The 13,252-nt window shown below is 41.1% G+C and carries 15 protein-coding genes and 1 riboswitch; of the genes, 12 read left to right on the forward strand and 3 right to left on the reverse strand.

Translation table 11 applies throughout. From position 1 onward, the window contains the following. Positions 1-141: 141 nt before the first annotated feature. Complete coding sequence (panD, locus tag ABJ384_RS10945) at positions 142-522, forward strand: aspartate 1-decarboxylase (protein WP_086196843.1); 381 nt, start codon at positions 142-144, stop codon at positions 520-522. Positions 523-697: 175 nt separating this feature from the next. Then, positions 698-858, forward strand: a riboswitch (FMN riboswitch). A gap of 94 nt (positions 859-952) precedes the next feature. Further along, positions 953-1,612: a 3,4-dihydroxy-2-butanone-4-phosphate synthase gene (gene ribB / locus ABJ384_RS10950; protein ID WP_349927295.1), complete on the forward strand. Its 660-nt coding sequence runs from the start codon at positions 953-955 to the stop codon at positions 1,610-1,612. Positions 1,613-1,752: 140 nt separating this feature from the next. Here ribB and ABJ384_RS10955 read toward each other — a convergent pair whose 3' ends face one another. Beyond that, entirely contained in the window at positions 1,753-2,241 is a 489-nt protein-coding gene (locus tag ABJ384_RS10955; RefSeq protein WP_349927297.1) for a DUF1289 domain-containing protein, read from the reverse strand. A 206-nt stretch (positions 2,242-2,447) separates the two neighbouring features. On the opposite strand from ABJ384_RS10955, the gene ABJ384_RS10960 reads away from it, so the two are divergent. The 4 genes from ABJ384_RS10960 to ABJ384_RS10975 all read left to right on the forward strand — a co-directional run bounded on the left by ABJ384_RS10960 (position 2,448) and on the right by ABJ384_RS10975 (position 5,319). After that, entirely contained in the window at positions 2,448-3,380 is a 933-nt protein-coding gene (locus ABJ384_RS10960; protein WP_349927299.1) for a rhodanese-related sulfurtransferase, read from the forward strand. 513 nt (positions 3,381-3,893) lie between these two features. Next, complete coding sequence (locus tag ABJ384_RS10965; RefSeq protein WP_349927301.1) at positions 3,894-4,178, forward strand: FUSC family protein; 285 nt, start codon at positions 3,894-3,896, stop codon at positions 4,176-4,178. Positions 4,179-4,263: 85 nt separating this feature from the next. After that, positions 4,264-4,878: a DedA family protein gene (locus ABJ384_RS10970; protein WP_349927303.1), complete on the forward strand. Its 615-nt coding sequence runs from the start codon at positions 4,264-4,266 to the stop codon at positions 4,876-4,878. Positions 4,879-4,899: 21 nt separating this feature from the next. Then, positions 4,900-5,319 (forward strand): ABZJ_00895 family protein, encoded by a 420-nt coding sequence (locus tag ABJ384_RS10975; RefSeq protein ID WP_349927305.1) that lies wholly within the window; start codon positions 4,900-4,902, stop codon positions 5,317-5,319. 160 nt (positions 5,320-5,479) lie between these two features. Here ABJ384_RS10975 and ABJ384_RS10980 read toward each other — a convergent pair whose 3' ends face one another. Then, positions 5,480-6,004 carry a YecA family protein gene (locus tag ABJ384_RS10980; RefSeq protein ID WP_166170407.1) on the reverse strand — a complete coding sequence of 175 codons (525 nt, stop codon included), beginning with the start codon at positions 6,002-6,004 and terminating at the stop codon, positions 5,480-5,482. A 69-nt stretch (positions 6,005-6,073) separates the two neighbouring features. Further along, the gene (locus ABJ384_RS10985; RefSeq protein WP_086176283.1) at positions 6,074-6,283 is read right to left on the reverse strand and encodes a hypothetical protein; all 210 of its coding nucleotides are present in this window, start codon (positions 6,281-6,283) and stop codon (positions 6,074-6,076) included. Positions 6,284-6,652: 369 nt separating this feature from the next. Here ABJ384_RS10985 and rpoD point away from each other — a divergent pair, with 369 nt between their 5' ends. The 6 genes from rpoD to ABJ384_RS11015 all read left to right on the forward strand — a co-directional run bounded on the left by rpoD (position 6,653) and on the right by ABJ384_RS11015 (position 13,225). Next, positions 6,653-8,539: an RNA polymerase sigma factor RpoD gene (rpoD, locus tag ABJ384_RS10990; RefSeq protein WP_349927308.1), complete on the forward strand. Its 1,887-nt coding sequence runs from the start codon at positions 6,653-6,655 to the stop codon at positions 8,537-8,539. A 117-nt stretch (positions 8,540-8,656) separates the two neighbouring features. Continuing rightward, a complete protein-coding gene (locus ABJ384_RS10995; RefSeq protein WP_086196931.1) occupies positions 8,657-8,944 on the forward strand; it encodes a DUF493 domain-containing protein in 288 nt (95 codons plus the stop codon). 162 nt (positions 8,945-9,106) lie between these two features. Further along, positions 9,107-9,766: a lipoyl(octanoyl) transferase LipB gene (gene lipB, locus ABJ384_RS11000; RefSeq protein ID WP_349927310.1), complete on the forward strand. Its 660-nt coding sequence runs from the start codon at positions 9,107-9,109 to the stop codon at positions 9,764-9,766. 77 nt (positions 9,767-9,843) lie between these two features. Continuing rightward, a complete protein-coding gene (locus ABJ384_RS11005) occupies positions 9,844-10,377 on the forward strand; it encodes a hypothetical protein (RefSeq protein ID WP_166170413.1) in 534 nt (177 codons plus the stop codon). A gap of 1 nt (position 10,378) precedes the next feature. Further along, positions 10,379-11,563 carry an iron-containing alcohol dehydrogenase gene (locus ABJ384_RS11010; RefSeq protein WP_349927312.1) on the forward strand — a complete coding sequence of 395 codons (1,185 nt, stop codon included), beginning with the start codon at positions 10,379-10,381 and terminating at the stop codon, positions 11,561-11,563. Positions 11,564-11,830: 267 nt separating this feature from the next. Then, positions 11,831-13,225, forward strand: coding sequence for an APC family permease (locus tag ABJ384_RS11015; RefSeq protein WP_349927314.1), 1,395 nt, complete (start codon positions 11,831-11,833; stop codon positions 13,223-13,225). The last annotated feature ends 27 nt before the right edge of the window (positions 13,226-13,252 follow it).

Here is a 13,252-nt window from a genome sequence, read left to right on the forward strand (position 1 = left end):
ATTCTACAAATAATTGAATTTTCCTTCTTGCCATGTTGCTTTTTTCGGAGCAGAATGCGCTTTCTGCGGATTACTGATCCAGTAAGAAGTGATTTGATTTAACTAAGATAAAATCTTAGGTCGACTAAGGAGACGCTAGCCATGCTTTCTCGTTTATTAAAAGCTAAAATCCACCGTTGTGTCGTGACACAAGCAGAATTACATTATGAAGGTTCTTGTGCAATTGACGGCGTATTAATGGATTTAGCCGGTATCCGTGAATATGAAGAAATTCATATGTGGAACGTGACTAATGGTAAGCGTTTTACCACTTATGCCATCCGTGGTGAAGAAAATTCTGGCATCATTTCAGTCAATGGCGGTGCTGCCCTGCAGGCTGATGTGGGCGATTTAATGATTATCGCCACATTTGGCGATTTCACCGAAGCTGAAGCAAATGCCCATAAACCTCGTCTGGTATATGCTAACCCGGACAATACAGTGAACCATACCGCCAACTGTATTCCTGTACAGGTTGCCTAAACTGATCAGTTCAGATCAAAACATTCAAAGAGCTCGCTTCTGCGGGCTTTTTTATACCCTACATATTCATAATTATAAGCTTATTCTAAAGTTATTCTTGGTTTGACTATGGATATGACTGATTCATCTATAGAAATGTGTACCCACTGTTAAAAACAGGACTATACTTATGACACATCGCTTCAGGGCGGGGTGCAATTCCCCACCGGTGGTAAATTAAAACTATATTGCTATAGGATTTAATCAGCCCACGAGCCTGTAAACTAGTTAAAGTTTACTCGCAGATTTGGTGAAAAACCAAAGCCGACGGTATAGTCCGGATGAAAGAAGACGACGTAACCGATATTGATATGTGATATATCGCTGCGACCCCATTTCTGCATCAGTCCTGAAATGTTCAACCGTATGTTTATTTTACGAGAGCGTTTCAATGTCTAGTTTAATTCAACCCGAAATTTTCTTTTCTGCCCTTCCTCCTGCTGAACAACGCATCCAGAAAGCTTTAGAAGATATCCGCCAAGGCAAACCCGTTTTAGTCATGGATGACTTTGACCGTGAAAATGAAGCTGACCTGATCGTGGCTGCAGAAACCTTAACTGTAGACACCATGGCCCGTATGATTCGCGATGGCTCAGGCATTGTCTGTCTTTGTTTGACTGATGAACTCGCTAACCATCTGGAACTCCCCCCAATGGTGACAGATAACTCCAGCCATTTTAAAACAGCTTTTACCGTGACCATTGAAGCAGCAGAAGGTGTCACTACAGGCGTTTCGGCAAAAGACCGTACCACCACAGTAAAAGCAGCAATTAAAGATGGTGCTGTGGCAAGTGATCTCAACCGACCAGGTCATGTCTTCCCTTTACGCGCGCGCGAAGGTGGGGTACTGACGCGTCGTGGCCATACTGAAGGCACCATTGATCTGGCACGTTTGGCTGGCTTGAAACCCGCTGGGGTTTTGTGTGAACTGACCAATCCTGACGGCACGATGGCATCTGGTATTCAGGTTCTATCCTATGCACAGACTCATCATTTAACCGTGATTACCATTGAAGAAATTGTACAGTACCGTTTGCAGCATAATCTTTAAACGAGACAACAAAACTTGCCACAAAAAAATTAAAATCATCAGGCTTCCTAATTAAGCCTGATGATTTTTTAATGCAAAATGATTTCAGTGCACACGAGAATAAGAAATTTTTTTATAAATTTTAAGGTTTAAAAGAGGACTTAATCCTCTTCTTCCAGACTTTGAAGCAAATGCATACTGATACAATCAGCGCGTAAAAAGGCCAAATCATAACTGGCCGTGGCAAGTGCCAATACTCGTCGCTCAAATTCATCCCACAAAGGACGAACATCTTTATAGTGAATACCTAACCCACTATCATCGGTGAAATGGCGATTTTTCTCACACAACTTTAATGCATGGTAGAGCTTGCGCCCTTTACTCGCATCCAGACGCAACCGCACACGCTTGGATAAAACAAAGCCTTCCACATGGGCTATATCAGCAATGGGCAACATCGGAATCAGAATCTGATCCAGTTGCGAATCTAATCGACGCCAAATGGCTGTATGCTGCTCTGCTGTATAGGTATTCCATTTAATCACTTCATGATTAAAACGACGGCACCCCCGACAGACCGAATCACCAAACACCGTAGAGCAACGCCCTGCACATGGGGTCAAAGAAGCAATTCGACGATCAGTATTCAAAATAAACTCCGAAATTCAACAATGTTCACATCTGGAAAATTCAGACCACTTTTCTGATTTGATAAACCATCAGCACAGGCATCATACATCCCCCAACAGCAAATGAAAAACCATATTTCATACTAGGTTTTATCGCTAATTGTGCCAATTCACGTTAGAATATGCGGCTTAAATTTTGTCTTACCTTAATACATTTGGAGTTTTCCATGAACGCTACTGTAGAACAGCTTGCACCTGTAGAACAGCAAGCGACCACTGACTGGGTTGTTGCGGCACTATATCAATTTAAAGAAGTTCAAAATCCTGCCGATCTGCAGCAACGTCTTCTTGATTTGGTAAAAACCATCAATCTTTGTGGAACTCTTATTGTTGCAGGAGAAGGCATTAACGGTACTGTAGCAGGTGACCGTGCAGCAATTGATACCATCCATCAGTTTCTTCTGAATGAAGGTTTTAACGCAATGGAATATAAAGAGTCACACAGCTCTGACAAGCCATTCCGTAAAATGAAAATTAAACTGAAAAAAGAAATTGTGACTTTAGGCGTTGAAGTCAAACCGCGCGATTTAGTCGGTCACTATCTTGATCCAAAAGAATGGAATGAACTGATTGCACGTGATGACGTGATCTTGATTGATACCCGTAACGACTACGAATACAAAGCCGGTACATTTAAAGGCGCAATTGATCCTAAAACTGAAACCTTCCGTGAATTCCCGGAATATGTAAAAAAACAGCTGGAACAGCATAAAGACAAGAAAATTGCCATGTTCTGTACAGGTGGTATTCGCTGTGAAAAATCAACATCATTATTGCTGCAAGAAGGCTTTAATGAGGTCTATCACTTGAAAGGCGGTATTTTAAAATACCTGGAAGAAACTCCTGCTGATGAAAGTATGTGGGAAGGCGAATGTTTCGTGTTTGATGGTCGTACAGCTGTTACTCATGGTGTAGAAGAAGGCCAGAACACCAAGTGTCATGCTTGTGGCTGGCCTTTGCTTCCTGGAGAAGTAGAACTTCCAAGCTATGAACATGGCGTATCATGTAAATACTGCATCGACAAAACCAGCGAGAAGCAAAAAGCAGGTTTCCGTATGCGTCAGTCACAAATTGCAGCCGCTAAACGTAAACGTCTGTAATCGAACGCCTTCAATAAAAGTACTCACAAAAGTAATGCCAGTCAGTTAAGCAATTGACTGGCTTTTTCTTTTTTAAATTCATGATTATATTTGATATTTGGAAAATTCATCCACAGCCTGTTGAAACAGCACTACATTAAAAAATGATTGTTTCTGCGATAAATTTGCGAGTTGATAGTGGCTGATGAGTTTTACGGATAACAAATAGCTTTGATCTTAGGAAGCAATGCTTCTCAGGGCGAAACCAAAGTAAAAAATGGTCTCAAGTATCTAATTTAAAATACCCAGACTCCGTCATGAAGCCAAAAATTTAAGAGTCTCTTTTTAAATTCCTTAACTGATCAGCATTAATCACAAGAGGACTTTTATTTACCTAAAATTAACAATAAATAAAAAAATATCACCAATTTTTACCATTAATGTGTGTCAAGTCACAAATAATCTGATAGTCTGAGATAAAAATTACAATAATCCCACAACATATTAATTTATAACGTGAAAAGGAGTTAAATTATGTCAAGAGCAATTAGTCGTTCCGCCAATTATACTCGACGCTTTTACCTTGCACGCGAAAGAAATCTACAAAAAGTCAAACACATTAAACAAACTCTAGAGCAGGAATCCCATCTTTTTATTGTGATGATGGGTGCTGTTATTGGCAGTATTTTTTCCCTGTTTATTGCCTACCATCTCACACCTAATCTGCTTGAATATGTCTTGCTCGGTGCCATTCCATTCGCGCTCGCCTATAGCTTAAGAAAAGTTTATATCCACACACTGATTCATAGCCAAGAATAATCTAAATGGATTCCCTGAATATGCTTTACCCTGCAATCAATTAAATTTAGGATGATATAAATATCACTAATATTTTTATCACTTTATGAATCTGACAGAGTGGATTATTTCCATTATGGAACAGCTGGGCTATCTTGGTATTGCCCTGCTGATGTTTCTTGACAATATATTTCCTCCCATTCCTTCTGAAATCATCATGCCTTCTGCTGGCTATTCTGCATCACAAGGCCAGCTGACTTTATTTGGCGTCATCATTGCCGGTTGTTTCGGTTCATTGCTTGCAGCTGCTTTACTGTATTGGATTGGCTATAAGTTTAACCATGACAGTATTTTCCGTTTCGTTGACCGTTATGGCAGATATATGTTTATCAAATCTAGTGATGTTAAAAAGTCTCTGGACTGGTTTGAGCATTATGGACATCGCATCGTATTCTTTGGTCGTATGATTCCGGCAGTTCGCTCGCTGATTAGTATTCCCGCTGGCATGAGCCACATGCCTTTTTGGAAATTTATGTTTTACAGTGGCTTAGGGACTATCATCTGGACTACATTTCTGGCTTGTGTCGGTTTTTACTTTGGTGAAAACCAACAGCTCATGCAGCAAATATTTAGCCAAGTCAGCCATGGTATTATCCTCATTATCCTGGTGATTATCGCCATCCTCTTATACCGTAGACAACTACGCAAAATGAAGAACTAATTGATTTTATTAGGGGCTTAAATGCAACAATATCTAAAAAGTTTTGCTATCGATTATGGCGTGGTTTTAATTCTCAGCGTTTTGTTTTTATTGTTTGTCGCCAATCTTGGCTTAATGCTATTCGTTGCTATTTTTTTGGTTACCATGATTCGTCATGTGATTAAATTCCTGCAAAAAGAACAACGCTTGCCGACTGCACAAGAACGCAATATCTTGGTCTGGGGAAATACCGCGATTGCCATTACTTTGGAGTGTTTTATTATATTCTTTTTGGTCATGATGAACCCGAATGCAGAACAAATTATTCAATCTGCTGAAAAAATGGGTTTAGCAGGTTATGCCGTATTTATGTTGCTCATCGTTGCAATACATTTTGCTTTATTCTTTATTGCCTATCAGTGGATGAGTCCGCTCTTCTTGAAATTAAAATCCAGAAAATAGCCAATTGAACAAATAAAAAAGCACCTTAGGGTGCTTTTTTAATTAACAAATTAATCTGAGCTAAATACATACATAAGCTGCGATTAGAACAGCACAAGATGTCACATCACGCTGGTGTGTGGATCTATGCGCGGCGATTATAGCAGCACAAGGCGTACCATCACGCTGGCGTATGGTACATTAAATATAATTCATTTAAATTATCCGGAATTTCTTCAGCAATTTCATCCATCAACTGGCCATTGCGACGGAAAGATTCCATTTGCGGATCTTCCTCATCCACACCACTAAAGACCATCATTGGTAAAGTTAAGTCTACCAGTTGCTCTTCATGTTCGGGCGTGAACCAGGCATCTTCGTTTAGGAACATCGCATCGACAAAACCAACGCTCCAGTCACCTAAACTTGAATCCACTTCTGCTTCTTCAATTTCAAAAGGAAACTCGATTCCTTCTTCATTCGCCAGGCTTTGACGAATTGATTCTAACCAGGCTTTTACTTGAGCAATTATTTCAGCAGGCACTTTCTTGTGATTGTTATCAAAAAGTTCGTCCAACCATTTATCAAATTTCGGACCAACCGCAATTGCACATAAAAAGCCATGAGTAGCCGGAAAATCTAGACCATATTCATTCTGGTCGCCATCTAGATATTCGCTCAAAAGGTCTAAATCTAAAGCACTCATTTAAAATCCAGGTTTGTAAAATAACTGCGACATAGCATAGCATTTTAGCCTGCTATGCAGAATCCTATTTTAGTCTTCTTCATCATCAAAATCGTCGTCATCATCCAGATCATAATCAAAATCTTTCAGCTCACGCTCTAAACGACGCTGTGCAAGAAGGTCATCAATCAGACGACGTTTTTCTAACGACTCTTTAGCACTAATTTTGCTTGATACTTCATCAAAACTAACATCATCATCACTGTAGCTATCATCTAGTTCAAAATCTGTAGAAGACACTAAAACTACCTCAAGGTGAAAAAAAGTGAATGGGTCTAGGCGCTATTTATCCTGCTTACGAACTCTTGTCAAGTATTTTTATTTTTTTCTCCCGCAAACCGGGTTTAATCTTGTTTTTCTCCCTAAAAATTGTGTATTTATTAGTTCCTGGAATTTCCAGCATGGACCAATAAAAACTCAACATAATTTGAGTGATCCACCCTATGGACTTGAAAAAAAAAGTTTCAGCCCAATATTGAAAACAGCTGTTAAATCAAATTTATATTTTTAAATGAAACTTGAGCAATCAATATTCAAAACAATTTTAAGCAAATTGTGCTATCATGCACGGTTTTTCACTGCCACAGATTCAACGAAGAGTAAGCAAAGATGAGCGATATGACTTCCCCTACTTCGCAAGTAGCGGCTCTGATTAGCCGAGGCAAAGAGCAAGGTTACTTAACTTACGCTGAGGTTAACGATCATCTCCCAGACTCGATCACGGAAAGCGAACAGATTGAAGACATCATTCAGATGCTTCAGGATGTCGGTATTCCTGTTCATGAACGTGCACCTGAATCTGATGACACCATGTTCGATGGCACCAGTGCAGAAGCGACCGATGAAGTTGCCGAAGAAGAAGCGGCAGCCGTACTTGCTTCTGTTGAAAACGAACCTGGTCGCACCACAGATCCCGTACGTATGTACATGCGTGAAATGGGAACGGTTGAACTCTTAACACGTGAAGGCGAAATTAGCATTGCCAAACGCATTGAAGAAGGTATCCGTGACGTTCTGCACTCGATTGCCTACTGGCCAAATGCCGTTGAAGTTGTATTAAAAGAATATAACGATGTTACCGAAGGTGAACGTCGTCTTGCTGATATTTTATCGGGCTATTTAGACCCGGAATCTGATGAAGAAATTCCAGAAGTTTTAGAAGATGAAGCAGATATCGATGAGGATGAAGAATCAACATCTAAATCGACCAAAGATGTAAAACTGGACGATGACGAAGAAGAAGAATCTGAAACTGAGGATGATTCTGAAGGTGAGTCAGGTCCTGATCCGGAAATTGCACGTGTGCGTTTTGCTGAACTGGAAGAAGCCTGGAAAGTAACTAAAGCGACCATTGAAAAACACGGTCGTAACAGCAAACAGGCAGATGAAGCGCTTCAAGCACTGGCAACCGTGTTTATGATGTTCAAATTCACTCCGCGTCTATTTGACATCATTTCTGAAATGATTCGTGGCACCCATGAACAGATCCGCACATCTGAACGTGAAGTAATGCGTTATGCAGTCCGCCGTGGCCGTATGGACCGTACTCAATTCCGTACGTCTTTCCCGGGGCAGGAATCAAATCCTGCATGGTTAGATGAGCAAATTGCCAAAGCACCAGCTGAACAAAAAACTTATTTAGAAAAAGTACGTCCCGATGTACTGGCATTCCAGCAAAAGATTGCCGACATCGAAAAAGAATTGGGTTTGAATGTTAAGGAAATCAAAGATATTTCTAAACGTATGGCAGTAGGTGAAGCAAAAGCCCGTCGTGCGAAAAAGGAAATGGTCGAAGCCAACTTGCGTCTGGTAATTTCAATTGCGAAAAAATATACCAACCGTGGTTTACAATTCCTTGACCTGATTCAAGAAGGGAACATCGGCTTGATGAAAGCGGTAGACAAGTTTGAATACCGTCGCGGTTATAAATTCTCGACTTATGCCACCTGGTGGATTCGTCAGGCAATTACCCGTTCGATTGCCGATCAGGCACGTACTATTCGTATTCCGGTACACATGATTGAAACCATCAACAAGATCAACCGGGTATCTCGTCAATTACTTCAAGAAATGGGCCGTGAACCAACCCCGGAAGAATTGGGCGAACGTCTGGAAATGGATGAAGTTAAAGTCCGTAAAGTACTTAAAATTGCCAAAGAGCCGATTTCCATGGAAACGCCAATTGGTGATGATGAAGATTCGCATTTGGGTGACTTTATTGAAGATGGCAACATCACTTCTCCAATTGATGCGGCAACTTCAGAAGGCCTGAAAGAAGCAACCCGTGAAGTACTGGAAAACCTGACTGAACGTGAAGCGAAAGTCTTGAAAATGCGTTTTGGTATCGACATGCCGACTGACCACACTCTGGAAGAAGTCGGTAAACAGTTTGACGTTACCCGTGAACGTATCCGTCAGATTGAAGCCAAAGCACTACGCAAATTACGTCATCCTTCTCGTTCTGAACACTTACGTTCATTCTTGGAAAATGACTAAGACATAGTGATACGGATGGGGATTGAAAAGTTATCCAACACCCCCATCTAGTATTCAGCAACACATAACGCCTGCCTCTATGCAGGCGTTTGATATATAAGTGGGACTACTATGACCATGTTAGACCGTACACCATCTCGCGAACTTCAGGAACATCTATGGGTTTTCCCTATGGATTATCCGATCAAACTGATTGGTGAAGCCTGTGAAGAATTACATATTGCTGTTGTAGATATTTTGGTAAAACATTTTCCGGAATTTGATGGTAACAGCATCAAGGTACAACCTTCACGTACTGGAAAATATCACTCTTTAACTGCCCAAATCGTTTTTGTCGAACTGGAGCAGGTACATGCTTTATATGCTGACTTGGCAGCCTGCCCATTGATTAAAACTGCACTTTAAGAGCAAAAAACACGCGTCATGCGTGTTTTTTTATTTATAAGCCAATAAAAATATTATCAATACTACGAAAAACTTTAAATCGTGCAGCGATCATCCCCTATCTTGGCATGATTTCATTATAATCCTTGCATCCTGTTAAAAATTTTTAAGGATGCACTTCACATGACTGATGCTGTTCTAAAACCCAAACTGATTATTCGTCAATTTAACCAGCTCACACCTTATCTCGACCGTTTTCAGGAGATGAAAAACCTGACTGAAAACCGTGATGAAAACACGCCGGATGAGCTGTGGATTTTGCAGCATCATGATGTGCTGACCCAAGGTCAAGCTGGCAAACTGGAACATATTCTGATACCCAGCAATATTCCGGTGGTACAAACGGATCGTGGTGGACAAGTGACCTGGCATGGCCCAGGCCAACTGGTAGCCTACTTTATGTTTGACCTAAACCGCTTGGGCTGGAATGTACGCATGCTGGTATCTTATGCTGAAAATTTAATGATTGAACTGCTGAATAAATATGGCATTGAAGCCTATGCCAAACCGGATGCACCGGGCGTTTATGTAGCAGAGCGCAAGATTGGTTCTCTGGGTTTTAAAATCCGCAAAGGACGCAGCTATCATGGACTGGCCCTAAATATTGATTGTGACCTTTCTGGTTTCCACACCATTAACCCCTGTGGTTATGCTGGCCTGGAGATGGTACGCATTGAGGATTTAGTTGAATATTATCCAAAATTCGAGAACTTATGCTTCGATATCATTGAAACTTTAAACAACAGCGGTTACTTTAGTGAAGTTCAAATCATGCAACAATAATTTTGCTTTTGACATAAAAATAAATTAGAGTATTTACTCTAAACAAATAAAATATTCTTTAGATAAGGGATACACGAGTGATTTCAACCAAATCCGTTAAGCCCGCTTTACAACTGACCTATGTCAAACTCATGATGGATGTGATTGGCAGAGGTCTGGTAATGGCGAGTCAAGTCGACGCCGAAGTCAAACAGGAAGTTGCAAAATTCCCGGTGGGTTTCGTTCTATCGATGAAAGTATTTCCCCATGGCCCGGCTTTTATTGCAAAAGTCACGCAAGACCATCAATTACAATTACTGCAATCTGTAGACAGCAAACCTGACCTCACCATTACTTTTAAGCACTTAAGCCATGCCTTTTTAGTATTTTCCTTTCAGGAAAGTACCGCACAGGCCTTTGCCCATGACCGTATGATTGCTGATGGAGATATTGCATTTGCCATTCGTCTGGTCCGCTGCTTAAACAAAATGGAAGCGCTTATTTTACCTAAACTCCTTGCTGAGCTTGCTGTAAAACAATATCCAACCGAATTAAGCCTAAAAGAAAAACTGACTGGAGCTGCAAATATTTATTTGAAAGTAGCTCAATCCTATTTTAAACGGAGTGCATAACATGGCTAAGCCTTATTACGAATTTTTCTGTCCGGTCAAAGTCATCGCAGGTCATGCTGCCTTAGAACACATTCCGTTTGAACTTGCTACTTTAGGTGCCAAACGTCCTATGATCATTACCGACAAAGGCGTACGCAGCAACAATCTGCTTGCACCAATTGAAGCAGCTTTTGAATCTACCGATGCAGTCATTGGTTATATTTTTGATGATGTTCCACCTGATTCAAGTGTACAAACCGTCCGAAATGCAGCAAAAGCTTATCGTGATAATGGTTGTGATGCGATTATTGCTGTCGGTGGCGGTTCAGTGATTGATACTTCCAAGGCAACCAATATTCTGGTGACCGAAGGTGGCGATGACCTGCTTAAATATTCAGGTGCACATAACCTGCCAAAACCGTTAAAACCATTTTTTGTGATTCCAACCACATCGGGTACGGGTTCAGAAGTGACCATGGTGGCTGTGGTATCCGATCTTGAAAAAAATGTCAAAATGCCGTTTGCATCTTATTACCTGATGCCACATGCCGCGATTCTTGACCCACGTATGACCCAGACCTTGCCTCCGCATTTAACGGCAATGACGGCAATGGATGCATTGACCCATGCAGTTGAAGCCTATACTTGCATGGCTGCCAATCCGATCAGTGATGCTTATGCGACAGCTGCTATCAAAAAAGTGAGCAACAGCCTGTTCAATGTGTTAGATAATCCAGCTGATGAGTTTGGCCGTCTGGAATTAGCCCAAGCTTCCACCATGGCCGGTATTGCGTTCTCCAATTCCATGGTAGGCCTGGTGCATTCCCTTGGACATGCTTTAGGTGCAGTTGCACATTTGCCACATGGCCTGTGCATGAACCTGTTCCTGCCTTATGTGCTTGAGTACAATAAAGAAGTGAATGGCGATAAGATTGCAGAATTATTGCTACCTTTAGCAGGTCCAGACATTTATGCGCAAACCCCTGCCCATCTACGTGCCGATAAAACCATTGCTACGATTCTGACCATGCGTGATCGCTTGTATGCACTGACGAAATTGCCACGTACTTTACGTGAAACCGGTAAGATTTCAGAAGCACAATTGGATGAAGTCGCAGACAAAGCATTAAATGATGGTTCCATTATTTACAATCCGAAAGAAGCCACCCTGAGTGATTTAAAAGCGATTTTAGAAAAAGCTTGGTAAATATTGAAAATTAAGCGAATATAGCTAAAAATTAGCCTGATGTTTTTTTAAGCATCAGGCTTTTACTTTTATATAGAAAATTAAAGCGAGCCTTTTATATCAAGTGGCATATTTTCTGCATTAAAAACTCACAAAGATATTGGCAAAACGTACCAAACTAGAGTAGATTGGCGCACTTTTGTTTTATTCATTTAGGGGGGATCGTTCGTCTCAAACGATCCTTGTAAACATGACTGATCCTTGATCAACGATAAGAGGATAACGCCGTTGACAAATATCTCTGGGACTCAATCGACAGCTAAACTGCAAAAAACGCTTGGACTCTGGCACATCATTATTATTGGTTTAGCTTATATTCAGCCAATGACATTATTTGATACCTTCGGTCTGGTTTCTGAAGAAAGCCATTACCACGTGCCAACTTCCTACATTATTGCCCTGATTGCAATTCTGTTTACATCTATTAGTTATGGACACATGATCCGTCGTTATCCATCATCAGGGTCGGCATATACTTATGCACAAAAATCGATTCACCCTAATGTCGGTTTTATGGTGGGCTGGTCATCATGGCTGGATTATCTACTGTCACCCATGGTCAACATCATTTTGGCAGTCATTTATCTGGAAGCCCTATTCCCTGAGGTGAACCATTGGGTTTGGGTTGTTGCACTGACCGCATTTATGACTGGCGTAAACTTGCGTGGTGCCAGATTTGTTGCCAACTTCAACGGCCTGATCGTATTAGTTCAGTTGGCAGTCATCGCTTACTTCACCTGGATGGTTTATACGCTGCTTGCAGGCGGGATCAATGCCGATGGTACATTAGCGAATGCCAAATACCAGTTATGGAGTCTGGAACCGTTCTGGAATGAAATGACAGCTTTGGGTCCGTTAATTACCGGTGCAACATTGCTTTGTTTCTCTTTCACCGGTTTTGACTCACTCAGCTCACTGGCAGAAGAAACCAAAGAGACTGAAAAGACTCTACCTAAAGCGATTTTCCTTACGGCACTCATCGCAGGTATTATCTTCATTATCAGTACCTATTTCATGCAAATTTACTTCCCGAACGATCCAAAGACATATTTTGAAGATGTTGCTGCAACTCAGCCGGACATTCTTCAAGCCGTTGGTGGAGTAGCGTTCAAAACTGTGGTGCTTTACTTTGCAATCGTTACGGTAATGGCATCCGGTATTTCTGCACATGCAGGTGTTTCACGCTTAATGTATGTGATGGGCCGTGATGGCGTGATCAATAAGAAAATTTTTGGTCATATTAGCCCAAAAAGCTACACACCGGTTTACAACATCCTGATTGTTGGTGGCGTGGCCTTAACTGCTGGTTTCATGGACTTAGACATCGTGATTTCAATGATCAGTTTTGGTGCCCTCACTGCCTTTACCTTTGTAAATCTGTCTGTTATTTCACGTTATGCTTTACGAGATGGTCGCACCAAAAGCATCAAAGACATTCTCAGCTTTGTGGTCATTCCTTTACTCGGCTTCCTGAGCATTTTTGCGATGTGGCTAGAGATTGAAGATACCGCATTAAAGTTTGGTTTATGGTGGGCAATGTTCGGTATTTTGTATTTGGGTTATAAAACCAAAGGCTTCAAACACCCCGCTCCGCAGCACAACGAGTTTGATGATACGCATTAATACTTTGACTTCATGCAAAAAAAAGAC

Origin of the sequence: Acinetobacter sp. A1-4-2 (genome assembly GCF_040233925.1) — a bacterium.
Taxonomy (GTDB): Bacteria; Pseudomonadota; Gammaproteobacteria; order Pseudomonadales; family Moraxellaceae; genus Acinetobacter.